The sequence below is a fragment of the Methyloversatilis sp. XJ19-49 genome (assembly GCF_024580145.1).
GTDB lineage: Bacteria > Pseudomonadota > Gammaproteobacteria > Burkholderiales > Rhodocyclaceae > Methyloversatilis.
The window spans coordinates 119272-146180 of sequence record NZ_JANINI010000011.1; the positions used below are offsets into that span (position 1 = coordinate 119272).

At 64.6% G+C, this 26909-nt stretch carries 26 protein-coding genes; 3 read left to right on the forward strand and 23 right to left on the reverse strand.

Features of this window, described 5'->3' with window-relative positions; translation table 11 throughout:
- The first annotated feature begins 128 nt into the window (after nucleotides 1–128).
- Together NMQ16_RS14055 and NMQ16_RS14060 are read left to right on the forward strand one after the other, a co-directional pair.
- Nucleotides 129–875 carry an SDR family oxidoreductase gene (locus NMQ16_RS14055; protein WP_257081437.1) on the forward strand — a complete coding sequence of 249 codons (747 nt, stop codon included), beginning with the start codon at nucleotides 129–131 and terminating at the stop codon, nucleotides 873–875.
- Nucleotides 876–1408: 533 nt separating this feature from the next.
- On the forward strand, nucleotides 1409–1615 hold the full coding sequence (locus NMQ16_RS14060) for a hypothetical protein (protein WP_150123876.1): 207 nt from the start codon (nucleotides 1409–1411) through the stop codon (nucleotides 1613–1615).
- Between the two features lie 256 nt (nucleotides 1616–1871).
- Here NMQ16_RS14060 and ispF read toward each other — a convergent pair whose 3' ends face one another.
- The 23 genes from ispF to flgK all read right to left on the reverse strand — a co-directional run bounded on the left by ispF (nucleotide 1872) and on the right by flgK (nucleotide 26289).
- Entirely contained in the window at nucleotides 1872–2396 is a 525-nt protein-coding gene (gene ispF / locus NMQ16_RS14065; RefSeq protein WP_257081439.1) for a 2-C-methyl-D-erythritol 2,4-cyclodiphosphate synthase, read from the reverse strand.
- A complete protein-coding gene (gene ispD / locus NMQ16_RS14070; RefSeq protein ID WP_257081440.1) occupies nucleotides 2393–3088 on the reverse strand; it encodes a 2-C-methyl-D-erythritol 4-phosphate cytidylyltransferase in 696 nt (231 codons plus the stop codon). Before ispD ends, ispF begins: the two co-directional genes overlap by 4 nt.
- A gap of 9 nt (nucleotides 3089–3097) precedes the next feature.
- Nucleotides 3098–4312 (reverse strand): O-succinylhomoserine sulfhydrylase, encoded by a 1215-nt coding sequence (locus NMQ16_RS14075; protein WP_257081441.1) that lies wholly within the window; start codon nucleotides 4310–4312, stop codon nucleotides 3098–3100.
- 294 nt (nucleotides 4313–4606) lie between these two features.
- Nucleotides 4607–6136 carry an amidophosphoribosyltransferase gene (gene purF, locus NMQ16_RS14080; RefSeq protein ID WP_257081442.1) on the reverse strand — a complete coding sequence of 510 codons (1530 nt, stop codon included), beginning with the start codon at nucleotides 6134–6136 and terminating at the stop codon, nucleotides 4607–4609.
- Between the two features lie 5 nt (nucleotides 6137–6141).
- Nucleotides 6142–6636 (reverse strand): CvpA family protein, encoded by a 495-nt coding sequence (locus NMQ16_RS14085; protein WP_257081444.1) that lies wholly within the window; start codon nucleotides 6634–6636, stop codon nucleotides 6142–6144.
- Entirely contained in the window at nucleotides 6633–7289 is a 657-nt protein-coding gene (locus tag NMQ16_RS14090) for an SPOR domain-containing protein (protein WP_257081445.1), read from the reverse strand. The genes NMQ16_RS14085 and NMQ16_RS14090 overlap by 4 nt, the downstream gene beginning before the upstream one ends.
- Before the next feature lie 24 nt (nucleotides 7290–7313).
- The gene (gene folC / locus NMQ16_RS14095) at nucleotides 7314–8606 is read right to left on the reverse strand and encodes a bifunctional tetrahydrofolate synthase/dihydrofolate synthase (protein WP_257081446.1); all 1293 of its coding nucleotides are present in this window, start codon (nucleotides 8604–8606) and stop codon (nucleotides 7314–7316) included.
- A gap of 58 nt (nucleotides 8607–8664) precedes the next feature.
- Nucleotides 8665–9534 (reverse strand): acetyl-CoA carboxylase, carboxyltransferase subunit beta, encoded by an 870-nt coding sequence (gene accD / locus NMQ16_RS14100; RefSeq protein ID WP_257081447.1) that lies wholly within the window; start codon nucleotides 9532–9534, stop codon nucleotides 8665–8667.
- The gene (gene trpA, locus NMQ16_RS14105) at nucleotides 9531–10343 is read right to left on the reverse strand and encodes a tryptophan synthase subunit alpha (RefSeq protein ID WP_257081448.1); all 813 of its coding nucleotides are present in this window, start codon (nucleotides 10341–10343) and stop codon (nucleotides 9531–9533) included. The genes accD and trpA overlap by 4 nt, the downstream gene beginning before the upstream one ends.
- Before the next feature lie 64 nt (nucleotides 10344–10407).
- Nucleotides 10408–11640: a tryptophan synthase subunit beta gene (trpB, locus tag NMQ16_RS14110; RefSeq protein WP_257081450.1), complete on the reverse strand. Its 1233-nt coding sequence runs from the start codon at nucleotides 11638–11640 to the stop codon at nucleotides 10408–10410.
- Nucleotides 11615–12250 (reverse strand): phosphoribosylanthranilate isomerase, encoded by a 636-nt coding sequence (locus NMQ16_RS14115; protein ID WP_257081452.1) that lies wholly within the window; start codon nucleotides 12248–12250, stop codon nucleotides 11615–11617. The genes trpB and NMQ16_RS14115 overlap by 26 nt, the downstream gene beginning before the upstream one ends.
- 41 nt (nucleotides 12251–12291) lie before the next feature.
- On the reverse strand, nucleotides 12292–13086 hold the full coding sequence (gene truA / locus NMQ16_RS14120; RefSeq protein ID WP_257081453.1) for a tRNA pseudouridine(38-40) synthase TruA: 795 nt from the start codon (nucleotides 13084–13086) through the stop codon (nucleotides 12292–12294).
- Nucleotide 13087: 1 nt separating this feature from the next.
- A complete protein-coding gene (locus tag NMQ16_RS14125; protein WP_257081455.1) occupies nucleotides 13088–13741 on the reverse strand; it encodes a hypothetical protein in 654 nt (217 codons plus the stop codon).
- Nucleotides 13742–13865: 124 nt separating this feature from the next.
- Entirely contained in the window at nucleotides 13866–16547 is a 2682-nt protein-coding gene (locus NMQ16_RS19270) for a FimV/HubP family polar landmark protein (protein WP_306441833.1), read from the reverse strand.
- 311 nt (nucleotides 16548–16858) lie between these two features.
- Entirely contained in the window at nucleotides 16859–17974 is a 1116-nt protein-coding gene (gene asd / locus NMQ16_RS14140) for an aspartate-semialdehyde dehydrogenase (RefSeq protein ID WP_257081456.1), read from the reverse strand.
- A gap of 18 nt (nucleotides 17975–17992) precedes the next feature.
- Complete coding sequence (gene leuB / locus NMQ16_RS14145; protein WP_257081457.1) at nucleotides 17993–19066, reverse strand: 3-isopropylmalate dehydrogenase; 1074 nt, start codon at nucleotides 19064–19066, stop codon at nucleotides 17993–17995.
- A 15-nt stretch (nucleotides 19067–19081) separates the two neighbouring features.
- The gene (leuD, locus tag NMQ16_RS14150) at nucleotides 19082–19720 is read right to left on the reverse strand and encodes a 3-isopropylmalate dehydratase small subunit (protein ID WP_069037945.1); all 639 of its coding nucleotides are present in this window, start codon (nucleotides 19718–19720) and stop codon (nucleotides 19082–19084) included.
- A 34-nt stretch (nucleotides 19721–19754) separates the two neighbouring features.
- Nucleotides 19755–19877 carry an entericidin A/B family lipoprotein gene (locus NMQ16_RS14155; RefSeq protein WP_069037946.1) on the reverse strand — a complete coding sequence of 41 codons (123 nt, stop codon included), beginning with the start codon at nucleotides 19875–19877 and terminating at the stop codon, nucleotides 19755–19757.
- Between the two features lie 18 nt (nucleotides 19878–19895).
- Nucleotides 19896–21302: a 3-isopropylmalate dehydratase large subunit gene (gene leuC / locus NMQ16_RS14160; protein ID WP_257081461.1), complete on the reverse strand. Its 1407-nt coding sequence runs from the start codon at nucleotides 21300–21302 to the stop codon at nucleotides 19896–19898.
- 55 nt (nucleotides 21303–21357) lie between these two features.
- Nucleotides 21358–22515 carry an MFS transporter gene (locus NMQ16_RS14165; protein ID WP_257081463.1) on the reverse strand — a complete coding sequence of 386 codons (1158 nt, stop codon included), beginning with the start codon at nucleotides 22513–22515 and terminating at the stop codon, nucleotides 21358–21360.
- Nucleotides 22516–22592: 77 nt separating this feature from the next.
- Nucleotides 22593–23042, reverse strand: coding sequence for a hypothetical protein (locus NMQ16_RS14170; protein WP_257081465.1), 450 nt, complete (start codon nucleotides 23040–23042; stop codon nucleotides 22593–22595).
- Nucleotides 23043–23050: 8 nt separating this feature from the next.
- Nucleotides 23051–24334 carry a flagellar hook-associated protein FlgL gene (flgL, locus tag NMQ16_RS14175; protein WP_257081467.1) on the reverse strand — a complete coding sequence of 428 codons (1284 nt, stop codon included), beginning with the start codon at nucleotides 24332–24334 and terminating at the stop codon, nucleotides 23051–23053.
- A gap of 11 nt (nucleotides 24335–24345) precedes the next feature.
- Nucleotides 24346–26289 carry a flagellar hook-associated protein FlgK gene (gene flgK / locus NMQ16_RS14180; RefSeq protein ID WP_257081469.1) on the reverse strand — a complete coding sequence of 648 codons (1944 nt, stop codon included), beginning with the start codon at nucleotides 26287–26289 and terminating at the stop codon, nucleotides 24346–24348.
- Between the two features lie 87 nt (nucleotides 26290–26376).
- Here flgK and NMQ16_RS14185 point away from each other — a divergent pair, with 87 nt between their 5' ends.
- Nucleotides 26377–26874 (forward strand): hypothetical protein, encoded by a 498-nt coding sequence (locus NMQ16_RS14185; RefSeq protein WP_257081470.1) that lies wholly within the window; start codon nucleotides 26377–26379, stop codon nucleotides 26872–26874.
- Nucleotides 26875–26909 lie beyond the last annotated feature (35 nt).

The window sequence follows — 26909 nt, forward strand, 5'->3', positions numbered from 1 at the left end:
GCACGGTCTCCCCGCGTGAGGCGGCCGCGTCGCGCCCGCTGGCCGGCCGGCGACAATCGCGCTAAGGTCGTCTTCCGGGCACCACCTCGACGTCCCGGGCACTGACATCCCCGGCCTGTTTCTTCAGCATGAACCGAATCATCCTGATCACTGGCGGCAGTCGCGGCATCGGCGCGGCGACTGCGCGTCTGGCAGCCGCGCAGGGCGACGCGGTGGTAGTCAGTTACCTGCAGCAGCGCGACGCCGCCGAAGCCCTCACCCGTGAAATCACCCTTGCAGGCGGCACGGCGCTCGCACTGGCGGCCGACGTCGGCATCGAAACGGACGTCGAGCGGCTGTTCCGCGACGTCGACAGCGCATTCGGCCGCCTGTCGGCGCTGGTGAACAACGCCGGCATGCTCGAAGCGCAGAGCCGGGTCGAAGAAATGAGTGCGGCGCGGCTGACCCGCATATTCGCAACCAATGTGATCGGCAGCATGCTGTGCGCACGCGAGGCCGTGCGCCGCATGTCGCGCCGTCATGGCGGTGCCGGCGGCGCCATCGTGAATGTGTCGTCGGCAGCGGCCCGGCTTGGCTCGCCCGATGAGTATGTCGACTATGCAGCGTCGAAGGGTGCCATCGACACTTTCACCATCGGTCTGGCAAAGGAAGTGGCCGCCGATGGCATCCGCGTGAATGCCGTCCGTCCCGGCGTCATCCGCACGGACATCCACGCCGCTGGCGGCGAACCCGATCGGGTGAACCGGGTGAAATCATCGGTGCCGCTGCAGCGCGGCGGCGAGCCGGAAGAAGTGGCGCGCGCCATCCTGTGGTTGCTGTCTGACGACGCCTCCTACACCACCGGCGCACTTCTGGACGTCAGCGGCGGCCGCTGAGCCGTTCCGGCCGACCGATCGACACGTGAAAATGGGACCTGCGACCGGTCGCGGGACCCTTGCTTCGATGACGCGTCGCAACAGCCCCTGGTCACCCGAAACAATCCAGGCAGACCCGCCCGCATCAAGGCGCTCGCGACAACTTATCGCGCTAATCTTTTGCTGGCAATGAAGAACCTCCTGACAGGCAATGCTGGCGCACCTTTGCGAACGGTGCGCCTCCGGGAGCGGTGGAGCCGATTGAAGGAATTGTTGCGCCGCAGAAGAAATATTATTCAACACATTGTTTTCACGAGATAAAACAGATTCAAAAATTTCTTGAAACGGCTTGATTGATGTCTTACTTTGAATCTGGCAGCCGGCATGTCGCAGGCTGAATCAACCCAAGGAGTGCAGGTAGCGGGGCCCAAGGGACACAAGAAAAGCCGCGCGCGACACAGCGCTGACGGCGTAACCGGAATCACCAGTGGTCAAAGGTTGCACTCAGTTTCTATACAAGGCTCACGTCACAGACATTTCAACGGAGGTTGGTTATGACAATGCTCACACTGGATCAGGCGAAGGCTCTTTTCAACAGCGGCAAGGCTGCACAGATGTCGACGATGTACAACCACCACAGCAACAAGACATTCGGAGTGGTCGACAATCGTTCGGCGAAGCGCACCGATCATTACCTCATCGGCGAAGGGGATCTCACCCACGTGGTTCCGGAAAAGTCTCCGACATTCGATCGGGCATGATGTCGCGGTCACCGCACGGCGGCACCCGTGTCGGTGCCGGCCGAAAACCCGTTGATCCGACGGTACCTGTCACCATCCGGCTCACACCGGAACAACGCGAGGTACTGAGGCGACGCGGCGTCGCAAAATGGTTGCGACCGCTGCTCGACAAGACAGGCTGACAGGTTTCCTGCTTCATTCGCCGCCGGCGCATTGCACGCCGGCGGCGTTTTTCATTCCGGCGAGCCGCATTCAGCCTGAAAACCTATTTCGAACGTCACCCCATGGAAGGTGGCGGTGGCGCAATCAGCAGGGCCACGGCCTGCGCCGCAATGCCTTCACCGCGACCGGTGTAGCCCAGCTTTTCGGACGTCTTTCCCTTCACGTTCACGGCGTTCGGCGCGATGCCGCAGTCGGCGGCGATGTGGGCGGTCATCTGTGCCGCATGCGGCGTGATCTTCGGCTGTTCGCAGATCACCGTCGCGTCGATGTTGCCAATCTGCCAGCCAGTCAGGCGCACCCGCCTGACCGCTTCGCGCAGCAGCTCACGGCTGTCGGCGCCCGCGTAGGCCGCATCGGTGTCCGGAAACAGCCGGCCGATGTCGCCCAGACCGGCGGCACCGAGCAGAGCATCGGTGATCGCATGCAGCAGCACATCGGCGTCGGAATGGCCGAGCAGGCCCTTGTCATGCGGAATGTCGACGCCGCCGATGATGCATTTTCGGCCGTCGACCAGTCGGTGGACGTCGAAGCCCTGACCGATGCGGAATGGAAGCGGCGCGGCGTGCATCAGGCTGCTCATTGCAAGTCCTCCCGGGTACGCAGGATCAGTTCGGCCAGTTTCATGTCTTCCGGCCAGGTCACCTTGAGGTTGCCGGCACTCGATGCAACCAGTTTTGGCGCGAGGCCCGCTGCTTCGATGGCCGAAGCTTCGTCGGTGACATCGGTGCCGCGATCGAGCGCGTCATGCAGCAACGCCAGCCGGAACATCTGCGGTGTCTGCGCCTGCCACATGGCCGCACGTGGCACGGTGCATTCCACCCTGCCATGGACATCGGCGCGTTTGAGCGTGTCGGCGACCGGCACGGCGAGCAGGCCGCCGACGGCGTCATCGGCCAGTTCGGTGATCAATGTGTCCAGCAGTTCACGGCCAAGGCAGGGTCGCGCGGCGTCATGCACCAGCACCCAGTCGTCAGGGCGCGCCCAGCCGGTGAGTTCGAACAGCCCGTTGCGCACTGACACCGCCCGGCTGGTGCCACCGCAATGCACTGGCATCAGTTTCGGCCCGAGCGCCGACCAGTCATGGGCGCCCCAGTAAAGGTCGTCCGGCGACAGCACGACCACGACGCGGTCGATGCGCGGATGCGCACACAGGGTAGCCAGCGCATGGTGGATCAGCGGTTTGCCGGCCAACGGCAGATACTGCTTCGGAAGGTGCGCAGCGAAACGGCTGCCGCTGCCGGCGGCGGGAACGAGTGCGATGTGGCGCGGCACGGGCGGCCCCTAAACCGCCAGCCAGCGCGTCAGGTCGCGCTGCATGTCGGCAACCGATTCAAGCCCGATAGCGAGGCGGATCAGGCTGTCCTTGATGCCCGAGGCATCGCGCGCCTCCTGCGAAATGCGGCCATGCGTCGTCGTCGCCGGGTGCGTGATCGTTGTTTTGGTGTCACCCAGATTGGCGGTGATGGACAGCATGCGGGTCGAATCGATCAACTTCCATGCCTCGTCGCGCCCGCCTTTCACCTCGAACGCCACCACCGCGGCGCCGGACTTCTGCTGGCGCATCGCGATCGCATGCTGCGGGTGCGACGGCAGTCCGGGGTAGTAGACGCGATCAACCCAAGGCTGCTTCTCAAGCCAGATTGACAGTTCATGCGCTTTTGCCGACTGCGCTTCCATACGGATCGCCAGCGTTTCCAGCCCCTTGAGGATGATCCAGGCGTTGAACGGCGACAGCGTGGGACCCGCTGTTCGCAGGAAGCGCAGCACCTCGTCCATCTCCGCCTTGCGGCCGCACACCGCACCGCCGAGTACGCGGCCCTGTCCGTCCAGATACTTGGTGGCCGAGTGGATGATGATGTCGGCCCCAAGTTCGAGCGGCTTCTGAAGCGCCGGCGAACAGAAGCAGTTGTCGACCGCCAGCAGCGCCCCGGCCTCATGCGCCACCTCGGCGACGGCGGCGATGTCGATCACTTCGGTCAGCGGGTTCGACGGCGTTTCGATGAAGAACAGACGGGTGGTCGGCCGCACGGCCGCACGGTAGGCCGCAATGTCCGTCGCATCCACCAGCGTGGTTGAAATGCCGAACTTGTCGAAGTAGTTGGCGAACAACTGCTGGGTCGAGCCGAAAATGCTGCGCGAGGCGATGATGTGGTCGCCGCCCCTGAGCAGCGCCATCACCATCGACAGGATTGCCGACATGCCGGAACTGGTGGCCACGCACGCCTCGGCGCCTTCCAGCGCTGCGAGGCGGTCCTGCATCATCGTAACGGTCGGATTGGTGAAACGCGCGTACACGTTGCCGGGCGTGGCCCCGGAAAAGCGCGCCGCCGCCTCGGCGGCGTTGTCGAACACGAAACTCGACGTCAGATACAGCGCTTCGCTGTGTTCGCCGAACTGACTGCGCTCGATGCCGGCGCGAATGGCCAGCGTTTCCGGATCGTACTGATCCGGATCGAATGCCGCCCGATCGGACGGCGTAGGTTCAGGACTGCTCATGCTGTGCTCCAGCCGGCTCAGGTGCCGGCAAACAGGTATCGAAAATGCAGAAGACGGACAAGCGAAAACAAGAAGCCCGGGAACAAAAAACCCGTTTTGCCGATGAGGCAAAACGGGTTCGGGAATGCATTCGTTTCGCCGCTTTAGCCGTATTTGTCCGGGTCATTGTCTCGACGAGACCTCGACCCGCGCGCCCGCAAGCTGGATTCAAATCGGCGCGTCTCCCGACATTACTGCCGGTGCGCAGGGCAGGTCAAGCCGGATGTCGGGAAAACTCATGAACCGGAAACACGCTCAGGCGTTTTCCTCCGACGTGACCAGATTCAGGTCGAGCTGACCGCTGTCGTCGTCGGACTGTCGCGGCGCGCCCTTGCGCTGGTTCTCGACGCCATCGAGATAGGCGGCGGTCACATCGCCGGTGACGTAGCAGCCATCGAAGCAGGACGTTTCGAACTGTTCGATCGACGGGTTGCAGGCGGTGATCGAGGCCTTCAGCATGTCCAGTGTCTGGTAGATCAATTCGTCGGCACCGATGGCGACGCGGATTTCCTCGTCGGAGCGGTTGGCTGCGATCAGCTCGTCGCGCGTCGGCATGTCGATCCCGTACACGTTGGCGAAACGCACCGGCGGTGCAGCCGACGCGAAGTACACCTTCAGAGCGCCCGCTTCGCGCGCCATCGCGACGATTTCCTGACTGGTCGTGCCGCGCACGATCGAGTCATCGACCAGCAGCACGTTCTTGCCGCGGAACTCCTGCGTGATCGCATTGAGCTTCTGGCGCACCGACTTACGGCGTACCGCCTGGCCCGGCATGATGAAGGTGCGGCCGATGTAGCGGTTCTTCACGAACCCCTCGCGGTATGGCACGTCGAGCACGCGGGCCAGTTCCATCGCCGACGGACGGCTTGAATCGGGGATCGGGATGACCGCGTCGATCTGCAGCCCGCCGTGGTCACGCTGGATCTTCTGGGCGAGGAATTCGCCCATCTTCACGCGCGACTCGTACACCGACACGCCGTCCATCAGCGAGTCAGGGCGCGCCAGATAGACGTATTCGAACAGACAGGGCGCCTGGGTCGGGTGCGCGGCGCATTGCAGCGACTGCATCGTGCCCTCAGGCGAGATCAGTACGGCTTCGCCCGGCGCAATGTCGCGCAGCAACGTGAAGCCCAGCGTATCGAGCGCAACGCTTTCCGAAGCGACCAGCCATTCGGTGCCCTGTTCGGTCTCGTGCGTGCCGATGACCAACGGGCGGATGCCGTACGGGTCGCGGAATGCCAGCAGGCCGAAGCCGGCGATCATCGCGACCACGGCGTAGGCCCCGCGACAGCGGCGATGCACGCCGGCCACGGCGCGAAACACCGTCTGCTCGTCGAAGGTCGGCCGCTCGCGCAGCGACTGCATCATTTCGTGTGCCAGCACGTTCAGCAGCACTTCGGAATCGGATGTGGTGTTGATGTGCCGCAGATCTGTGCGGAACATGTCGACCTTCAGCTCTTCCGAATTCGTCAGGTTGCCGTTGTGCGCCAGCACGATGCCGAACGGCGAATTGACGTAGAAGGGTTGCGCCTCGGCCGCGTTGTAGGCCGATCCGGCGGTCGGGTAGCGCACGTGCGCGATGCCCCAGTCACCGAGCAGGGTGCGCATGTTGCGCGTGCGGAACACGTCGCGCACCAGTCCGGAACTCTTGTGCATGTGAAACTTCTGGCCCTGCGCGGTGGCGATGCCGGCCGCGTCCTGGCCACGGTGCTGCAGCACAAGCAGTCCGTCGTACAGGAGCTGATTGACGGGAGAGGTGGCAACGACGCCGAGTATTCCGCACATGATGGTCAGGCCTTAAATCGAATCTTCTTTGCCACTGCATCCGGCAGCCACGGGCGCAGGGCGATTGCTGCGGTTTCCAGCGGCGGCGTCAGCGCCGCCGCGCGCCACCACGGTTGTTCGGGGGCGGGCGTGAACGCTGCGCCGACCACGATCAGAAGCAGTATAAATGCGGCCCGAGCCAGCCCAAACAAGCCCCCGAGCACCCGATCGGGAAAATCAAGTCCGGTCGCCTTGATCAGCGAGCGCAAAACCCAACGCAGCACGCCGCACAACAGCAGCACCGCGACGAAGGCGAGCGCGAAACCGCTGACCATGCGCAAGCCCGGATCCTGCAGGCCGGCCGGCAGCAGCGTGGCGACGTCGCCACCGAATTGTCGGGCGACGATGAAGGCGAGCACCCACGCCGCCAGGGCAATCACTTCGCTGACCAGACCGCGCATCAACCCGATTGCCGTGGACACCGCCACGATGGCGATCAGGATGTAGTCCAGCACGGTCATGCAGCGGGCGCCACCATGGAACGCATGCCGGCACCTTCAAGCTTGCGTTGCGCGGCTTCGGCTGCAGCGCGCGTCGGGAACGGACCGACCTTGACGCGCGTCCGGGACTGGCCGTTTTCCAGTTTCACCGGTTCGGTGAAGGTCGGAAAGCCCAGTTCCTTCGCACGCGCCCGGAGTTTGGCCACATTCGCGGCGTCGCTGAACACGCCCAGCTGCAGTGCGAAGGCCCCCGACTTGCCATCGAGCAGGGCCGCCACGCGCGACGCTTCGCTCGCCGAAGGGGTCGCAGCAGCCGGCTTGGGCGGCTCTGCCTTCGGTGGCGCGGGAACGGGCGCGGGTGGCGCAGCTGGTGCGGGCGGTGCAACGGGGGCTGAAGCGGTCGTCGCCGGTGCTGTGGATTCGGTATCCGGCGGCGCGGGCGGAATCATCACGTCGGTATCCGCCGGTTCGGGGCGCACCGGCTGGGCCAGCGCCGGAAGGCTGTCACGGGGTGGAATGCGCACTGCGATGTCCTGCGCCGGGGCGCGCGGCTCGTGATCCATCACGACCGGCAGCACGATGGCCGCGGTCAGCGCGAGCGCGATGGCGCCGAGCAGGCGCCGGCGGGCGCGCTTGCGCAATTCAGTCTGGAGATCGGGTGCGGTAGAAGCCACGTCGGGCGCATCCTGCGGGTGGGTTCAGCCTTTTGAAGGCAGGGGCGAGCGCGCGTATTCGCGCATGACTTCTGCGACGGTGAGGAAGGATCCGAACACGACGATTCTATCATCTGCACCCACCCGTTCCCGGGTGGCCTGCCATGCGTCGACCGGGCTGGCAAAGGTCGACACGCTGCCCGGAATACCCTGTCCGGCGATCATTTCGGCGATGTCACCGGCCAGCGTACCGCGCGGGCCGCCGAGGTCGCACAGCATCCAGTGGTCGATCCGCCCCTTGAGCCGGTCGAGCACGCCCGCGATGTCCTTGTCGCGCAACATGCCCAGCACAGCCCAGGTTTCCGGGTAGAACCCCATGCTCGACAGATTCTCGTTCAGCACCGAGGCGGCATGCGGGTTGTGCGCGACGTCGAAGATGACCGACGGACGGCCGGGCATCACCTGGAAGCGGCCGGGCAATTCGACTGTCGCCAGCCCAAGCCGGATGTCGCCGACGGATACCGGAACCTTGTCGGACATGGCGTCCAGCGCCGTGATCACCGCCGATGCATTGAGCAGCTGGTTGGCACCGCGCAGCGCCGGATAGCCCAGCCCGCCACGCTTGACCAGCCGTTCCGGCTCGCGCCGCCAGTAGCCCCACTGCTGCCGGTCACCGGCAAAACCGAAATCGCGGCCGGAAACCTTCAGCACTGCGCCGATAGCCTGCGCGTACTCGATCACCGTAGCGGGCGGCATCGGATCACCGACGATGGCCGGACGCCCCGCACGGAAGATGCCGGCCTTCTCGCGGCCGATCAGCTCCCGCGTGTCACCGAGATATTCCATGTGATCGAGATCGACGCTGGTGACGATGGCGCAGTCGGCATCGAACGCGTTTACCGCATCAAGACGGCCGCCCAGCCCCACTTCCATCACGATCACATCGAGGTCGGCGCGCTCAAACACCTGCCACGCCCCCAGGGTGCCGAACTCGAAATAGGTCAGCGCGGTGTCGCCGCGCGCCTGTTCGACCTCGGCAAATCCGGCACACAGGGCGTCATCGCTGGCCGGCTCGCCGTTGATCCGGACGCGTTCGTTGTAGGCCAGCAGATGCGGTGACGTGTAGGTGCCGACACGATAGCCGGCGCAGCGCAGGATTCGTTCGAGCATCGCACAGGTGGAGCCCTTGCCGTTGGTGCCGCCGACGATGAACAGCGGGATGGTCTGCGTGATGCCGAGCGCCGCCTTGACGCTGAGCACGCGGTCCAGCCCGAGCTGGATCACCTTCGGATGCAGGCTTTCAAGGTGCTGCAGCCACTCGGTCAGCGTCAGCGGCATGTGATCGACGGGCCGGGCACGGTTGTCATGCGACGCAGCGGTCGCGGAGCGGTCCGGTTCAGCACGTCAATGCCGGCATGCGTTGCAGCGCGGACAGCAGGCCGGCGATGCGGTCGGGCATTTCGCGGCGATCGACAATCATGTCGACAGCGCCCTTCTCGACCAGGAATTCGGCCCGCTGGAAGCCTTCGGGGAGCTTTTCGCGCACAGTCTGCTCGATCACGCGCGGGCCTGCGAAGCCGATCAGCGCGCCCGGCTCGGCAATCACGATGTCGCCCATGAACGCGAAGCTGGCCGATACGCCGCCCATGGTCGGGTCGGTCAGCACTGAAATGAAGGGCAGCTTGTGCTGGGCCAGCTGGGTCAGGGCAGCGGTGGTCTTCGCCATCTGCATCAGCGAAAACAGGCCCTCCTGCATGCGCGCGCCGCCGCTCGCCGCGATGCAGACGAAGGGAAGGCGCTGTTCGACCGCGACGCGCACGCCGCGCACGAAGCGTTCACCGACGACCGAACCCATTGATCCACCGAGAAATTCGAACTCGAAACAGGCGACTACCACCGGCACGGTCCGGATCGCGCCTTGCATGACGATGAGTGCATCACCTTCGCCGGTTTCGTCGGCGGCCGCGTTCAGACGGTCGGCGTAGCGCTTGCTGTCGCGGAACTTCAGCGGATCGACCGGCATGACCTCGGCACCGATCTCGAAGCGGCCTTCACGGTCGAGCAACGCATCCAGCCGCACGCGGGCGCGTACGCGCGAATGGTGATTGCACTTCGGGCAGACGCCGGTATTGGCGGCCAGATCAGCGGTGTAGAGCACCGCTTCGCAGGCCGGGCACTTCGACCACAGGCCCTCGGGAACCGACTTGCGCCCGGCAGTCTCGCTGCGATTGATCTTTGGCGGCAGCAGCTTCTGCAGCCAGCTCATGCCGCCACCTCGACGCTGTCCATCGCGGCGCGGATGCCGCTCAGCAGCGTCTTCACGCGCGGCAGTATTTCATCTGCCGGGCTGTTCTCGATTTCCTCGATGATGCGGCTGCCGATGACGACCGCGTCGGCCACGGAAGCCAGCGCCTTCGCCGAGGCGCCGTCGCGCACGCCGAAGCCGACGCCGACCGGCAGGCCGACCATGTCGCGGATCAGCGGAATGCGCTTCGATACGGCATCGATGTCGATGTGGCCGGCACCGGTCACGCCTTTCAGCGACACGTAATAGATGTAGCCGCTGCCGATTTCGCCGACGGCGCGGATCCGCACGTCGGTCGAGGTCGGCGCCAGCAGGAAGATGACATCCAGACCGGCCGCGCGCACCACCTTGGCGAATTCGCGCGACTCTTCCGGCGGGTAATCGACGACCAGCACGCCATCCGCACCGGCGGCCGAAGCCGCGTCGGCGAAGGCATCGACACCCATGGCCTCGATCGGGTTGGCATAGCCCATCAGCACCACCGGCGTCGTCGTGTTGCGGGTGCGGAATTCAGCTACCGCCGCGATCACCTGGCGCAGGGACACCTTCTTGAGCAACGCCCGTTCCGACGCGCGCTGTATCGTCGGGCCGTCGGCCATCGGGTCAGAGAAAGGCACTCCGAGCTCGATGATGTCGGCGCCCGCCTCGACCAGCGTGTGCATCAGGGGCACCGTGACCGACAGGTCGGGGTCGCCCGCGGTGACGAATGGAATCAGCGCCTTGCGACCGGCGGCGTCCAGCGCGGACAGTGTTTGAGTGATTCGGGACATTTTCGGAAACCGTCGCCGGGCGGCTTCCGCCACCCGGCCGACAACAGGATGGTGGAAAAGCAGGTCAGAACGCGATGCCGGACTTCTCGGCCACGGTGTGCATGTCCTTGTCGCCACGGCCGGACAGATTGACCAGCAGCACCGCGTCCTTAGACATGCCGGCCGCCATCTTCATTGCGTAGGCGACGGCGTGCGACGATTCGAGTGCCGGAATGATGCCTTCCATGCGGCAGGTCTTGTGGAAGGCCGCCAGAGCCTCCTCGTCATCGATCGCCACATACTCCGCACGGCCACAGTCCTTGAGCCAGGCGTGTTCCGGGCCGACGCCCGGATAGTCGAGGCCGGCCGACACCGAATGCGTTTCGATGATCTGACCGTTCTCGTCCTGCAGCAGATAGGTACGGTTGCCGTGCAGCACGCCCGGGCGCCCGGCACACAGCGACGCCGAATGCATGCCGGACGAAATGCCGTGCCCGGCCGCCTCGACGCCGATCAGACGCACGTCCGGATAGGGAATGTAGGGATAGAAGATGCCCATCGCATTCGATCCGCCACCGACGCAGGCGATCACGGCGTCAGGCTGACGGCCGATCATTTCCGGCATCTGCCACTTGCACTCTTCGCCGATGACCGACTGGAAGTCACGCACCATCATCGGATACGGGTGCGGACCGGCCACGGTACCGATGATGTAGAAGGTGTTGGCGACATTGGTCACCCAGTCGCGCATGGCTTCGTTCAGCGCGTCCTTCAGGGTCTTCGAGCCGCATTCGACCGGCACCACCGTGGCACCGAGCAGTTTCATCCGATAGACGTTGGCCGCCTGACGCTTCACGTCCTCGCTGCCCATGTAGACCACGCATTCCATGCCGAGCCGGGCGGCGATCGTCGCAGTGGCAACGCCGTGCTGGCCGGCACCGGTTTCCGCGATCACGCGCGGCTTGCCCATGTGCTTGGCCACCATGGCCTGGCCGATCACGTTGTTGATCTTGTGTGCGCCGGTGTGGTTCAGGTCTTCGCGCTTGAGGTAGATCTGCGCGCCACCGGCCACTTCGGACAGGCGGCGTGCATGGAAGATCGGGCTCGGGCGGCCGACGTAGTGCTTCAGCTCATACTCGAATTCGGCCCGGAAAGCAGGCTCGTCCTTCAGTGATTCGTAGGTGTCCCGCAGCTCATCGAGCGCGGCGATCAGGGTTTCCGCAACGAAAGTGCCGCCGTACGGACCAAAATGCCCGGTCGTGTCCGGCAGGTTGTAGGCGGAGGCAGATACCTCAGCCGGCAGGTCGAGCTTCCCCATTTTCCACTCCTGATATGAACGCAGCCACCCTGGCCACGTCCTTGATTCCTTTGGCGGATTCGACTCCGCTGCTCACATCGACCGCAGCCGGTGCCACACGCCGAACCGCGTCTGCCACATTTTCCGGATCCAGGCCGCCGGACAGAATGACCGGCAGCGTAAGGTCGGGCGGGATCAGCGACCAGTCGAAGCTTTTGCCGGAGCCCCCCCAAGCCTCGGAGTAGGCGTCCAGCAGCAGCGCTCGCGCTGCACGAAACCTGACCGCGTATTCTAGCAAATCCAGCCCGGGCCTCACCCGGACTGCTTTGATGTAGGGCAGGCCGAAACGTTCGCAATCATCCGGCGTCTCGTCGCCATGGAACTGCAGGCAATCAAGACGCGCTTCGCTTGCGGCTTCGCTGATCAATCCCGCATCTTCATTGACGAACAGGCCGACCCGCGTGACGAACGGCGGCACCCGTGACGCCAGCACCGCCGTCCGCTCAACCGTCACCGCACGCGGGCTGGGCGGATAGAGCACGAAACCGACGGCATCGACACCGAGCGCGAGCGAAGCTTCGAGATCGGTCTCGCGGGTGAAGCCACACACCTTGATACGGGTCTTGCGCACCTTGGGTCCTCGGGAGTGATCGTAGCAGCATCAGCCGGGCGTCACTCCGGTCCGATGGGCGGAAGTCGCAGCCCATACTGGACTTCCGGCAGACGCCACGCCGCATCGTAGCCCACACCGACCAGATAGAGGCCACTGGAAGAAAAAGTCGGCGCACCCAGGCGCCGGTCCCGTCCCGCCAGCAGTTCGCCCAACCACGACGGATCACGACGGCTGCATCCCACTTCTACCAGCGCGCCGACGATGTTGCGCACCATGTGATGCAGAAACGCGTTGGCCGTCAGGTCGAGCATGATCCAGTCGCCCCGGCGCACCAGCGACAGCCCCGTCAAGCTGCGTACGGGACTGCGCGCCTGACATTCCGAGGACCGGAAGGCGGAAAAGTCATGCGTGCCGATCAGATCGGCGCCAGCTGCCAACATGCGGACTTCGTCGAGCGGACGGTGGAACCAGCCGGCAAGCGTGGCCGCCAGCGCCGGACGCACAGGATGGTTGTAGAGACAGTAGCGGTAGCTGCGAGAATGCGCCGAAAAGCGCGCGTTGAAATCTCCGGCCACCGGCGCGGCCCAGCGCACCGCAACCGACGGCGGCAACTGCGCATTGCAGCCGCGTACCCATGCCGTATCGGGGCGATGCGCCGACGTGTCGAAATGCACCACCTGCGCCGTCGCATGGACACCGGTGTCGGTGCGGCCGGAGGCCTGCACGCGAACCGGATGCGCCGCGATGGAGGACAAGGCGGCTTCCAGCGTGTCCTGCACCGTCGGTCCGGTCGCCTGTGACTGCCAGCCACGAAAGGCCGATCCGTCGTATTCGACACCCAATGCAAGGCGCATGTCAGGCCCAGTACCAGAGTGCAAGCAGGCAGCCGGCAACGGCCAGCACGACAAGATCCAATGCAGCAAGAGGCGCACACGCCTCGACCGGAAGGGGCGTTCCACTGTCGCCTTCTTCCAGCCACGAACGCCAATTGCGTCCCGGCACCTGATGATCGATTTCGTGCAGTACCAGTTGCAGGCGCAAGGCGAAGCTTCCGGGCGATGGATGATCCGCCGACAGCGGATGAACCAGCCGGTGGATGGCTCCGGTCAGTCGGGCCGGTGTCATCCGGTCCAGCAGTACGGCAACGGCAGCGGCCATGCCGATCAGCTTGCTCATGGCCGACAGTGCGGCCAGCAGGCCTTCGACGCTCGGACCCGCCGGGAGATCGGGTATCAGCAGACGCCCGGGCGTAGCGAGCGCGAAGGTGAGCAGGATGGCCAGCAGGAGCCAGCGCAGACGGCGTACCAGACGAAGGAAAGGATGGGCGGCCCACAGCAGGGCGCACGTGATGGAAATGGCCGACCACAGCTCGTGCCAGGGCGAGCCCGCCACCTGCCCGGCGAGCAGCCAGACCAGCCAGAGTGCGAGCAATGTCGCCGCATGCAGGCGGGGGGCGGCAGGGTCAGTGTCGGTGGCGTACATGGGGGTGACGCAGGAAATTTGCGTCAAGCATAGCGCCGGGCGAGGCCGGGACAAACAGGACACGCGTGGAGGATTTCAGCCGGGGCGCGAGTGTGTGTGCTGCAGGGAGCGGATCGGCGCGAAGGCCGATCCATCCGCTGCAATGCCTCGTTCAGGCAAGTTTCGCGAGCATTTCACTCGCCTGCGACTGCTGATCTGCCGTGCCTTCGCGCACCACTTCCTGCAGCAGCTCGCGCGCACCTTCCTTGTCGCCCATCTCTTCATAGGCGCGCGCGAGTTCAAGCTTGGTCTCCGCTTCTTCGGCTGCCGTTTGCGGCGGCTCCTCGGTCGCGAGCATGTCTTCCGGATTGATCACGGTGGATACCGACGATTCGCTCAGGTCGGGCAGTGCCTGCGGCGGTGGTTCGTCGAACGCCTGCACCGCATCACCGACCACATCCGTTTCCAGCGCATGCAGCGGGTCGCCGACAATGTCGGTTTCCAGCGTGGACAGATCGGTACCCAGATCAAGATTGATGTCAGACAGGTCGATCACCGGTTCGGCCGCCGCCTGCGCCGGCGCATCCGATGCGTCGAAATTGAAGTCGATCAGATTGCCGACATCCGTGCGCTCGAGATCGACCACTGCACCACTGGCCGCGGTATCCGGCTCGGCATCGCCCGCTGCCGGCAATGACAGATCAAGATCGAATCCCTGCGACGACTGGGCAAGCGACTCCGCCGTATCTGCGACATTCTTTTCAAGGACGACCGTGCTGACATCCTTCCTGGATTCGTCGGACGTGAAGTCAAGCCCAAGATCGAAATCAAGCGAGGAATCGGCGTCGGACTCCTCACCCGGTTTGGTCATCGTCGTGGCCACGCCAACCGCGGGCGCTTCCGGAAGCGGCTCGGCGGACTGGATGTCGAGATCGAAATCGAGATCCGCATCGGCCTTCGCTGCCGGCACTTCCGGGGCACCGAGGTCGAGCTTGTTCAGATCGAGCGCAATCGTCGGTTCGCTTCCCGATGCAAGCTGTCCAATGTCACCCGGCAAGGTCCAGGTATCGCGCATCTTGTCGGCGCCCGACACGACGACGGTAGCCGCCATCGACGCCTGTTCGTCGAAACTGTCATCCGGCGCATCGCTGCCGCCGTACAGCGGATTGGTGGGATCAACCGAGCGGCCCAGCAAGGCGGCCTTTTCCCAGTCGGCACCACGACCACCGGTCTGCGCATAGAGCTCGGTCGCCATCGTTTCGAATGGCTTGACCGATTTCCGCTGAGCGTAGATCTCGAGCAGCTTCAGATGGATTGCGTGACGGCTCGGCTCGGTCTTAAGCGCTTCGAGCAGGATTTCTTCCGCCTGCGCATCGCGTCCGTACGCCATGTAGACGTCTGCTTCCGCCACCGGATCAACACCCTCGTCAGCGTCGATGGACGACAGCGAAGACTGGCTGAAATCGGTCTGGATGGAGCTGGCGCTGGTATCGACGCTCTGGCCGCCGCCCGTTGCGCCAATCACCGACGATGCGGCAGGCGCTGCTTCAAGACCGGCTGTGGTCGAAGGCGTTGCGTCCGGCACGGCCTGACGAGCCTTCGACTTGCGGTAGCCCAGATAACCGAGCACCAGCAGCAATACGGCGCCCAGACCACCCAGCGTCTTCGGATCGGAGAACAGTCCCGGCTGTTCAGGTTCCACTGCAGGTTCAGGTTCGGGCGCCGGCGCGGGTGCGGCGACCGGCGGCGCGGGTTCCGCACTGGGCGGCTCGACCGCCACCGGCGGTTCGGCTGGTTTCTCTGCCGGCTTCTCATCTGCGAGTGCCACCAGATCCGGTACTTCCTTCTCTTCGGGTTTGGCCGCATCGGCTGCGAGATCCGGCACCGGCTTTTCCGACGGCGCGACCGCAGGCGCCGGAGCCGGCGCTGGAGTCGGCGCGGGCGCAGGCGGCGTTGCCGCCTGCTGCTGAGCCTGTGCCATCGGGGTGTTTTTCAGTTCGACCAGCTTCTGCAGCTCCCGCACGTTTCGTTCGAGATCTGCCAGACGACTGCTGGCATCCTTGAGCGCGCGTTCCTTGGCAACCACCTCTTCTTCAAGCGCACTGATCTTGCGGTCGCTTTCGGCAGCGGATTTCGACACCCTGACCTGGTCGGATGCCGCCGCTGCAGACGGTGCACGATCGTCGACCCGCGCCTCGATCCTGCCGGACGCGGCGCGGCTGCCGGTGTCTGCCGCCGACGTTGAATCAGCCACGGCACCCGCCAGACGGGCACGATAGGCGGCGAAGTCACTGGTCTGGGCCAACACGATCTTGCGCGCTTCCTGCGGCGAAACGGCTTGCGCAGCAGACTGATCCGGAATCGCGAGAATGCGCCCGGCACGCAGGCGATTCATGTTGCCGTTGTCGAAGGCTTCGGGATTGGCCTGAACCAGCGCCACGAGCATCTGGTCGAGACTGACGCCGGCCGGCACGTACTCACCTGCAATACGACTCAGCGTATCGCCGCGCTTCACTTCATAGCTGTTGTCAGCGGGCGCAGGCGGCGGCGCGGCGGGAACCCTCGTCACTGCACGAGGCTCTGCACTCTTGACGACAACCGGATCGACCGGCGCCTGGCGCGGCATGTCGGCCGGGTCAAGCAGGAAGGTGTATTCGCGAACCAGCTTGCCGGACGACCAGTTCAGCTCGATCAGGACATCCAGATAGGGTTCGTTGACCACCCGTTCGCTGGTCACGACCAGCACCGGACGCGACCCGCGCTTTTCGACCGCGACCTTGACGCCGCTCAGGCTGGTGGCGTATTCCACGCCAGCCTGCTTGAAGGCACTTGGCGGCGCGAGCCTGGCGGTCATCGAAGCGAGTTCATCCGCACTGGCGGACAGCTCGACTTCTGCACGGAGGGTCTGTCCGATAGCGGACTGAACGGTGAGTTTGCCCAGACCTGCTGCACCGGCTGTCAGCGGAAGTGCTGACAGCAACGCGGTCAACAGGCGGATCGAATGTTTTTTATCGCTATGACGCACCGCGTTTTCCTCGCGCGCTAAAACCCAAATCTCAAAATAACATCATGGTCTTAGCACTGCAAGCTAAACAGTCGCTTTATGTTGCGATACTGTCTGTTACGACACATCACGCACAGAGAGCGCGATGTGTCGATGCGTGGTCAGGCTTCGATCAGGATGCGCAGCATGCGCCGGAGAGGTTCGGCGGCGCCCCACAGCAACTGGTCGCCGCACGTGAACGCACCGAGGTAGTCCGGTCCCATATTGAGTTTGCGTACGCGACCGACCGGAATGGTCAGCGAACCGCTGACTGCGGCAGGCGTCAGGTCGCGCATGCTGTCCTCGCGATGGTTGGGTACGAACTTCACCCAGGCATTCGCTTCGCGGATCATGCTTTCGATCTCGTCCAACGGCACATCGCGGCGCAACTTGATAGTGAGCGCCTGTGAATGGCAGCGCATCGCGCCGACGCGAACGCAGATGCCGTCGATCGGGGTGATCGCGGATCCCGTGCGACCGAGGATCTTGTTGGTTTCTGCCTGCCCCTTCCACTCTTCCTTGCTCTGGCCGCTGTCCAGCTCCTTGTCGATGTAGGGAATCAGCGAGCCAGCCAGCGGCGCGCCGAAATTCGCCTTCGGAAAATCGGCGCTGCGCAGGCTGTCGGTGACCGCGCGATCGATGTCCAGGATGGCCGATGAACTGTCCTTCAGCATCGGTGCGGCAACGCCGTGCAAGGTGCCCATCTGCGACAGCAGTTCGCGCATGTTCTGAGCGCCTGCGCCCGATGCCGCCTGATAGGTCATGGCGCTCATCCACTCGACCAGACCGGCCGTGAACAATGCGCCGACGCCCATCAGCATCAGGCTGACGGTGCAGTTGCCGCCGATGAAGTTCTTCACGCCGCCGGCCAGACCGGCCTTGATCACATCCATGTTGACCGGATCGAGGATGATGATGGCGTCGTCCTTCATACGCAGCGCCGACGCGGCGTCGATCCAGTAGCCCTTCCAGCCGGCGGCACGCAGCTTCGGAAACACCTCGTTCGTGTAGTCGCCGCCCTGGCAGGTGATGATGATGTCCATCTTCGCCAGCTGGCCGACGTCGGCAGCGTCGAGCAGCGACGCACTGCCCTGCCCCACGTCCGGACCGGCCGCACCGACGCTGGACGTGGTGAAGAACACCGGCTCGACCAGCGAAAAATCGCCCTCTTCGCGCATGCGATGCATGAGTACCGAACCCACCATGCCACGCCAACCCACCATACCCAGCTTCAACATTGTCTTGCCCTCTGAGCGTTACAGCGCCGCGATGACCGCGTCGCCCATTTCCTTCGTACCCACGCGCTGCGTGCCCGCTTCGTAGATGTCACCGGTGCGGAAGCCCTGGGCCAGCACCTTGCGCACCGCATTCTCGATGCGCACCGCGTTCGCTTCGTCCTCGCCGCTGTAGCGCAGCAGCATCGCCGCCGACAGGATGGTCGCCAGCGGATTGGCCACGCCCTTGCCGGCGATGTCAGGCGCCGAACCGTGGCTGGGCTCGTACAGCCCCTTGTTCTTCGCATCCAGCGACGCCGACGGCAGCATGCCGATCGAACCGGTGAGCATCGACGCCTCGTCCGACAGGATGTCGCCGAACATGTTGCCGGTGACGATCACGTCGAACTGCTTCGGCGCCTTCACCAGCTGCATCGCGGCGTTGTCGACCAGCATGTGCGACAGCTCGACATCCGGATAATCGGCGGCCATGGCCGTGATGACCTCGCGCCACAGCTGGGTGCATTCGAGCACGTTCATCTTGTCGACCGAACAGAGCTTGCCGCCGCGCTTGCGCGCCGCTTCGAAGGCGACGCGCCCGATGCGGCGGATTTCCTCTTCAGCGTAGATCATCGTGTTCCAGCCGACACGCTGACGGCCCCATTGCGTGTCGCGCTCCTCGATGCCGCGCGGCTGGCCGAAATAGATGTCGCCGGTCAGTTCGCGCACGATCAGGATGTCCAGTCCGGACACCACCTCGGGTTTCAGCGACGACGCATTCGCCAGTTCCGGATACAGGATGGCCGGGCGCAGGTTGGCGAACACACCCAGTTCGGCGCGGATGCCGAGCAAGCCGCGCTCGGGACGCTGTTCGCGCGGCAGCGTGTCCCACTTCGGACCGCCGACCGCGCCGAGCAGGATGGCGTCGGCTTCGCGCGCCAGTCTCGAGGTCGCTTCCGGGTAGGGCTTGCCGGTGGCGTCCACCGCGCAGCCGCCGAGCAGCGCCTGTTCGAATTCGATCTTCAGCCCGTCGCTGCGCAGCGCTTCGAGCACGCGCAGCGCCTCGGCCGTGATTTCGATGCCGATGCCGTCACCGGGAATAACGCAGACTTTCAATGGACGCTCCAGAGTTCAGGCAAACAGCCAGGGTTGTTCGATGCGGCGACGGGCTTCGAATTCACGGATCTTGTCCGCCTGACGCAAGGTCAGGCCGATGTCGTCGAAGCCGTTCAGCAGGCAGTACTTGCGGAAGGCTTCGACGTCAAAGCGGATGACGTGGCCGTCCGGCCGGATCACGGTCTGGCTTTCCAGATCGATGCGCAGCCGATAGCCCGGCGTGCCGGCGCACTGCAGGAACAGCTGTTCCAGTTCGGTCTGCGGCAGACGGATCGGCAGCAGACCGTTCTTGAAGCAGTTGTTGAAGAAGATGTCGGCGAACGTCGTGCCGAGGATGGCGCGGAAGCCGAAATCCTCGATCGCCCAGGGCGCGTGTTCGCGCGACGAGCCGCATCCGAAGTTTTCGCGCACCAGCAGGATGCTGGCGCCCTGGAAGCGCGGCTGGTTCAGCACGAAGTCGGGATTGAGCGGCCGCTTCGAATGGTCCTGCCCCGGCTGGCCGACGTCTAGATAGCGCCATTCGTCGAACAGCGTCGGGCCGAAGCCCGAGCGCTTGATCGACTTCAGGTACTGCTTCGGAATGATGGCGTCGGTATCGACGTTCGCGCGGTCCAGCGGCGCGACCAGTCCGTCAAGTGTGGTGAAAGGATTCATTGCATGTTTTGCCTGGCTCGTTCTCTGATTTTTCCTACTTGGCCGACTTCTCGATGGCTTCGCCACCCTTCTTGATGTCCTTGCCCAGCCCTTCGACGGTGTTGCAACCCGCCAGCAGCAGCGCCATGGCGCTCATGCACACTACGATCAGCTTCATGCCCGCTCTCCCGGATTTTCAAACGACATCGCGCACATCGGCGAAGCGGCCGGCGATCGCCGCCGCCGCCGCCATCTGCGGACTGACCAGATGGGTGCGTCCCCCCGCACCCTGACGACCTTCGAAATTGCGGTTCGAGGTCGAAGCACAGCGCTCGCCCGGGTCGAGCCGGTCTGCATTCATGCCCAGACACATCGAACAGCCCGGCTCGCGCCACTCGAAGCCGGCCGCCTTGAACACCTTGTCCAGCCCTTCGGCTTCGGCCTGCGCCCGGACCAGGCCGGAGCCCGGCACCACCATGGCCAGCTTCACGTTTTCGGCGATGTGCCGACCCTGCACCACCTTGGCGGCCGCGCGCAGGTCTTCGATGCGCGAATTGGTACAGGAACCGATGAACACCTTGTCGATCCGGATCTGGTCGATCGGAGTACGCGGGGTCAGCCCCATGTATTGCAGCGCGCGCGCCACGCCTTCGCGCTGCACCGGATCGGCGAAATCCTCGGGTGCCGGCACCTGGCCGCGGATGTCGGTCACCATTTCGGGCGACGTGCCCCAGGTGACCTGCGGCGTGATCCTGCGGGCATCGATGTCGACCACACGGTCGTGCTGTGCGCCATCGTCGGATTTCAGCGTGCGCCAGTACTCGACCGCCCGCTCCCACTGTTCGTCGCGCGGCGCAAACGGCCGGCCGCGCAGGTAGTCGATCGTGGTCTGGTCGACGGCGACCATGCCGGCCCGCGCACCGGCCTCGATCGCCATGTTGCAGAGGGTCATGCGCCCTTCCATCGACAGCGCGCGGATGGCCGAGCCGCCGAATTCGATCGCGAAGCCGGTTCCGCCGGCGGTGCCGATCTGGCCGATCACGTACAGCGCGATGTCCTTGGCACTGACGCCGCGGCCCAGATCGCCTTCGACCCGGACCAGCATCGACTTCGATTTCTTCTGCAGCAGGCACTGCGTGGCGAGCACGTGTTCGACTTCCGACGTGCCGATGCCCTGCGCCAGACAGGCGAACGCGCCGTGCGTCGAGGTATGCGAGTCGCCGCACACCACGGTCATGCCCGGCAGGGTGACGCCGTTTTCCGGTCCGATCACGTGCACGATGCCCTGCCGCTTGTCGCGGTAGGGAAAATAGGCCAGCGCGCCGTAGGTACGGATGTTGTCGTCCAGCGTTTCGACCTGGGCACGCGAGGTCGGATCGGCCACCGCCAGATCCGAGCCGTCGGTTGGCACGTTGTGATCGGCGGTCGCCACGATGGAACCCGTTCGCCAGGGCTTGCGACCGGCCAGACGCAGGCCTTCGTAGGCCTGCGGACTGGTGACTTCATGCACCAGGTGGCGATCGATGTAGAGCAGCGTCGTGCCGTCGTCTTCGGTATGCACGACATGGCCGGACCACAATTTGTCGTAAAGCGTTTGCGCCATTGAAACGATTCCCGCTGATCAGCCAAACCGGAGATTATAACCGGCCGGCGTGCGCTCAGCCGTGCCCGGGCGCGCTTTCCGGGCGCCACATCCAGCGCAGCAAGGCGTAGCCGGCGACCGCGAACAGCGCACTGACCGAGAACGCCCAGGCGCCGCCCAGCGGCGCCCACATCCAGCCGGCCAGCAAACCGCCCACCATGCCGCCGGCGCCGAATGACACGCTGCCATACAACGCCTGCGCCCGCGCCTGCTGGCGCGCGTCGAACCACTGGTTCAGCGCCGCCACCGAACCGGCATGAAAGGCGCCGAAGGTCAGGCCATGCAGCAGTTGCGCGCCGATCAGCCAGAGCGGTGCGGTGACTGCCCAGCCGATGACCGCAAAGCGAAGCACCGCCGCCATCAGCGCCACCAGCAACAGAGCGCGCAGCGTGAAACGACGCAGCAGCCATGGCATGCACAGGAAAACGCCGATCTCGGCCAGCACGCCCAGTGTCCACAGCCCGCCGATCACCCGCTTGCTGTAGCCATGCTCGTCAAGATGAATCGAATAGAACACATACAGCGCGCCATGCGCACAACTCATGAAGAAGGCCGCACCGAACAGCCCTGCGACCGGGCGGCTGCGCAGGATGGTACGCAGCGACTGCGTGGCCGCCACCGCGCCGGCATGCACCGGCGCCTCCGGCACGCACATCGCGAACAGAAAGATGCCGGCCAGCAGCAGGCTGCATGCCCACAGCACCGCATCCAGTCCGGTGCGTTCCAGTACGTCACCCAGCACCAGCACCGTAACGACGAAGCCGATCGAGCCCCAGACCCGGATGGCGCCATAGCGCGACACGCTGGATTTCAGGTGCTCCAGCGTCAGCGCTTCTACCAACGGCAGCGACGCACTCCAGAAAAAGGACATCAGCGCCATGGCGACGAAGACGCCGATGAACTGGTCGGTGGTGAAGAAAATCAGGAAACCGGCGAGACTGGCCAGCCCCGCCGCACGCACGATGGGCACCCTGGCACCGATGCGGTCGGCCAGCCAGCCCCATAGGCTGGGCGCGAGAATCCGCATGACCTGCATCAGCGACATGACAATGGCGATGTCGGCCGCGGAGAAATGGATGGAAGAAAGGTAGAGACCGAAGTAGGGCGAAAAGGCGCCTACGAAGGCGAAATAGAAGAAGTAGTAGGCGGAAAGGCGCCAGTAGGGGAGCGGCATCGGGCGAAGTCTACCCGAGGCGCCGCAGCGGCGGACCGGCCTGCGAAGCAACCACGGATGTCCGCGTTCAGTGCTGGTCAGCGCGTGCCGTGCATTAGCTGGATGACGCCCTCACCCACCCGCTGCGCGATCAGGTCGGACTGAATGCCTTCGCTGTAGCTGACGATCTGGTAACCGGCATAGCCGCCGGCACGGGCCAGTTGTTCGGCGCGCCGGTTGAACACCATGCGCGCCTCGCCCTCGCCGCCGGAACGCATGCGCACCTTCTTCATGCCGAGGTAGTAGGTGTCTTCAGACAGTTTGGCCTCGTCGATGGACCAGTTCGGCGCCATCGGGTCGAGAACCAGATAGGCCACGTAGGCGGCGCCGGCAAAATAGATCAGCTTTTCCGGAGTGGTGGCGTAGCCGGGCGTCAGCTGCAGCTTCGTATTCGGAATGACCGAACCTGAATTCGGCAGCGTACGGTCGAGTGACGTACATGCAGCCAGCAGGCAGGGGGCGATCAACGCGATCATCCTGATGTTCATGGCGCGCCTCAGAGGTAGTTGAACAGCGACAGCCCTGATACCTTCAGGAAGGACTGCTGCGCCGCCTGCAGATAGGTCTGTTGCTGCGTCAGGCGGCTGATCGCCTCGGTGTAGTTCAGGTCCCGCAGGTCGGCAAGCTGCGACTGGAACTGCAGATCGACATCGGCGCCGAGCGAATTCAGCGCATCCAGTTCGGCCGTGCGCGCGCCAATGCGCGAGCGAACGGTGAGCAGGGCTTCCTGCGACTGATCGATATTGCCTATCGTGGCCGACAGCGTGTTGTTCAGGGCCGCGATAGCCACCGGATTTCCGTTGGTACCGCGTTCCAGCGCCAGCACCACATCGGAGATAGTTTCGAACACGCTCTGCGTGGCGCTGCGATCGAGCGAAAAGCTGTCGCCGGTAGCCGGCGAACCGGTGATCGAGAAACGCGCACCGAGATCGAACGCCGGTTCGGCGCCCTGCGACGCCAGCGTGATCGTATCGCCTTCGACATATGTCCGTGGGTAAGGCGCGGCACCCGGCGCGGCGCCCGTCAGCATCGAATTGCCCGAGGTGTTGTCGATGATGTCGTAGGTGGTGACGTTGTTGGTCACGTCAAACACGATGTTGAAGCTGCCGCCGTTGGTCAGGGCATTCCAGTCGACACCGCTGGTCACGCTGCCCAGATCACTGACTGCGCTACCGGTGTTTCCCGCACCGGGGCGCATCGTGAAATCGCCGTTGCCGGTGCGCATGCGCATGAAAACCGTACTGCCGGAATCACTGACTGCAAGGCGCCGGGCGGAGCCGACCTGCGCCTCGCGCTGGCCGTCGTCGCCGGCGTAGGTGACACCCGCCTCGACGCTGCCGGCAAACGGCTGCGTGTCGCTGCGATAGCCCGAGAACAGGAAGTCGCCGAAGGCATCGCGCGAATTGGCGACCCCCATCAGCCCGGCGAAGCTGCCGCGGATGTCGGTGGCGATCGATTTCAGATCGCTGTCGCTCAGCGCGCCGTTGCCGGCCTGGATCAGACGTTCCCGGATCGATGCGATCAGGTCTCCGGCGGTGGAAATCTGCGATTCGGCAAAGCCCAGCGCACTGGTGGCATCGCGCCGGTTCACCGCGTGTTGGTCATTCATCGCCTTGATCTGGTCGATCTCCAGCGCCGCCGCCGAGGCGACCGGATCATCGGACGGCGCAAGCACGCGCTTTCCCGATGACATCTGCTGCTGGGTACGAAACAGATCGGCGCTCTGGCGGACCAGACCCGAAGTGCCGGCTTCATAGACGGTATTGGTGGATACACGCATCAGGATTCTCCTCAACGACCGATCTGCAACAAGGTATCGAACAGGCGGCTCGCAAGTTCAATCATCTTTCCGGCGGCCTGGTAGGCCTGCTGGTAGCGCAGCAGGTTGGCCGCCTCTTCATCGAGATTGACGCCGGACAAAGATTGCTGCGACTCCTCGACGCGCGACAGCAGCACGCGCTGAGCCGTCTGGTTCACCTGCACTTCACGGGCCTGGGCACCGACGGACGCCACCATCTGGGCATAGGCCCCCTGAAAGCCGGTCGTGCCACCGGCGATCGTGTTCGCGTTCTGCAGCGCCGCGAGTTCAAGCAGGTTGCGGTTGTCGCCCTGGCCGCTGCTGTTGGGCGCGATGGTGAAGGTGTCGCCATTGCGCGGCAGACCGGACATCTGGAAGGTGAAGCCGCCCTGACCGGCGAAGGTGAAGCTCTTGCCGGCCGACTCGGTCGCCGGGTTGTAGGCAATCGTGCCGCCAGGGCCACCGGTTACGTTGAAAACATTCGCCGTGGCATCGAAGGTCAGCGTGATCGGGCCACCAAGCGGCAAGCCGGTGGTCGAGCTCACTGCACCGGCGCTGATGCTGCCGTTACCGGTGTTGGCGAGAGCCGCCGAGGTGCTGACCGGCATCGCCAGCGCCAGCATGCGCGGATCTGTGATGACGGTGCGGATGTCCGAGCCGCCATTGCGGGTCGGCTGGATCAGGAAGGTGTCACCGGCGGCCAGCGTGGTCGCCCCCGAATCGAGTGTGAAGCCCTGCGGGCTGCCGGCCGGAGGCAGCCCGCCCAGGGTCGCGGCCGTCCAGCTCTGGTTGTCCGACAGACGGGTGAGTGTGTAGGCCGCACCGTCGAAATTCAGACGATAGTCGCTCGTGGTGAGGTCCGAAGAGTTGCTGATCGTCACATTCACCAGTGCAGCGGCTACTGTGCTGTTGGTGTTGGCCGGCAGCGCACTGCCCACGAGAACGTTGAACACGTTGGTACCCAGCGCACCATTGAGATCCTGCCCCAGCGCATGCTGCGAATTGAACTGTTCGGCCATGCTGATGGCGATCCGGCCGAGTGCGTTCTGCGCTTCGTCGAGGGTTTCGCGGCGGAATGCAAGCAGGCCGCCGAGCTTGCCGCCGGTGATGGTGTCTTCCTGCAGCCGCAGTACGGCGCCGCCGGGCGCGGTGTAGGTGACCTCGGTGCGACTGGCGTCCTCCACCGAAGGCGATGCGCTCATGCTGAAGGCACTGCCACCGACCACCACGGGCTGCCCGTTGCCGATGAACAGATTGATCGAACCGTCGCTCTGCTGCAACTGGGTCACGCGGACCAGTTCATTCAGTTCGGTGATCAGCCGCTCGCGCGCATCGAGCATGTCATTGGCGAGCCGGTTGGCACCGGTGGTGGACTCGGCGACCGCGATCTGGTCGTTGTAGCGGGCGATCTGCGACGCGAGCTGGTTGATCTCTTCCACCGAGCCGGAGATTTCTCCGTTGAGGCCGGTGCGGACCTGTTCGAGCCGCGCATCCAGCGCATTGAAGCGGGCCGTCATCGACTGCGCAGCGGAAATCGCCGACTGTCGTGACGCCAGCGAGGTGGGCGACGCCGACACGCTCTGCAGGGCGTCGAAGAAATCGGACATTGCAGGCGACAAGCCGGCCTCAGGGTCGGCAAGCAGATTATCTAGCGCAGCAATCTGGTCGGCGTAGGCACCGTATTCCGCGCTCTGGGTCTTTGCCTCCATCACCTGGGCGGTCAGGAACTGGCTGTAGATGCGCCGCACCGTTTCGATTCGCGCGCCTTGACCAAGGAAGCCGCTGCCGGTCAGTTGCGGATCGTTCGTCCCGAGCACCACCTGCTGCCGGGTGAAGCCGGGCGTGGCCGCGTTCGAAATGTTGTGACCGGTGGTGATCAGCCCCGCCTGTGCGGCGTTCAGTCCGGTGATCCCGATGTTGTAGAGCTGCGTTCCCATGATTTGTCGTCTCGTTCAGAGTGCTTACGACTCATCTAAGCAAAACCTTTGCCAGCTTTTTTATTTCCGTCACACTGGCCTGCAACAATGGACCGAATGACCGGGACTATTGACCGCATACGCAGCACCGACGTGCCTTCCAAGACAATGGCCGGGCGCGCCGAATTGGTCCGGCGCAGTGACCGGCTGGATCCGCTGGCGCGCGTGCTGCTGATTGTGGTGGATGGGCGGCAGGACTTTGCCGCCCTGTTTGCCGTCCTTGGCCGACCCGCCGCAGAGGGGCCGCGTCTGCTTGCCGCGGCCGCCACACTGCTCGAACTCGGATTGGTCGCGCTTGAACGTCGGGGCACTGATGGAGGGCCGCCGACCCGGCGCTCGCTCGCCATTGCCCGCCTGTATCTGATGGACGCCATGGAGCGCGCTCTGCGCGGCGATACTGCACGGATCAAGCCCGCGTTGCGTGCGGTGACCGACGAAGCGTCCCTGCACGAAGCAATCGATGTGTGCGTCCGCGCATTGCGCGAAGCGGGCGCAGACGGTCAGGCCGATCTCATCCGGCGGCGCTGCCTCGAATTGCTTCCTTGATGCACCGCCCCGATTTGCCGATCTCGTTCAATGAC

Coding starts and splice junctions, on each gene's coding strand:
- NMQ16_RS14165 (WP_257081463.1), bottom strand. CDS start 22,515: ATGCCGCTCCCCTACTGGCGCCTTTCCGCCTACTACTTCTTCTATTTC.
- ispF (WP_257081439.1), bottom strand. CDS start 2,396: ATGAGCAGCCTGATGCACGCCGCGCCGCTTCCATTCCGCATCGGTCAG.
- accD (WP_257081447.1), bottom strand. CDS start 9,534: ATGAGCTGGCTGCAGAAGCTGCTGCCGCCAAAGATCAATCGCAGCGAG.
- purF (WP_257081442.1), bottom strand. CDS start 6,136: ATGTGCGGAATACTCGGCGTCGTTGCCACCTCTCCCGTCAATCAGCTC.
- folC (WP_257081446.1), bottom strand. CDS start 8,606: ATGCCGCTGACGCTGACCGAGTGGCTGCAGCACCTTGAAAGCCTGCAT.
- NMQ16_RS19270 (WP_306441833.1), bottom strand. CDS start 16,547: ATGACCGCCAGGCTCGCGCCGCCAAGTGCCTTCAAGCAGGCTGGCGTG.
- NMQ16_RS14075 (WP_257081441.1), bottom strand. CDS start 4,312: ATGAGCAGTCCTGAACCTACGCCGTCCGATCGGGCGGCATTCGATCCG.
- NMQ16_RS14155 (WP_069037946.1), bottom strand. CDS start 19,877: ATGAAGCTGATCGTAGTGTGCATGAGCGCCATGGCGCTGCTGCTGGCG.
- truA (WP_257081453.1), bottom strand. CDS start 13,086: ATGCGCCTTGCATTGGGTGTCGAATACGACGGATCGGCCTTTCGTGGC.
- trpB (WP_257081450.1), bottom strand. CDS start 11,640: ATGGGGAAGCTCGACCTGCCGGCTGAGGTATCTGCCTCCGCCTACAAC.
- leuD (WP_069037945.1), bottom strand. CDS start 19,720: ATGAATCCTTTCACCACACTTGACGGACTGGTCGCGCCGCTGGACCGC.
- NMQ16_RS14170 (WP_257081465.1), bottom strand. CDS start 23,042: ATGAACATCAGGATGATCGCGTTGATCGCCCCCTGCCTGCTGGCTGCA.
- asd (WP_257081456.1), bottom strand. CDS start 17,974: ATGTTGAAGCTGGGTATGGTGGGTTGGCGTGGCATGGTGGGTTCGGTA.
- trpA (WP_257081448.1), bottom strand. CDS start 10,343: ATGTCCCGAATCACTCAAACACTGTCCGCGCTGGACGCCGCCGGTCGC.
- NMQ16_RS14085 (WP_257081444.1), bottom strand. CDS start 6,636: ATGACCGTGCTGGACTACATCCTGATCGCCATCGTGGCGGTGTCCACG.
- NMQ16_RS14060 (WP_150123876.1), top strand. CDS start 1,409: ATGACAATGCTCACACTGGATCAGGCGAAGGCTCTTTTCAACAGCGGC.
- leuC (WP_257081461.1), bottom strand. CDS start 21,302: ATGGCGCAAACGCTTTACGACAAATTGTGGTCCGGCCATGTCGTGCAT.
- flgK (WP_257081469.1), bottom strand. CDS start 26,289: ATGGGAACGCAGCTCTACAACATCGGGATCACCGGACTGAACGCCGCA.
- NMQ16_RS14055 (WP_257081437.1), top strand. CDS start 129: ATGAACCGAATCATCCTGATCACTGGCGGCAGTCGCGGCATCGGCGCG.
- flgL (WP_257081467.1), bottom strand. CDS start 24,334: ATGCGTGTATCCACCAATACCGTCTATGAAGCCGGCACTTCGGGTCTG.
- NMQ16_RS14185 (WP_257081470.1), top strand. CDS start 26,377: ATGGACCGAATGACCGGGACTATTGACCGCATACGCAGCACCGACGTG.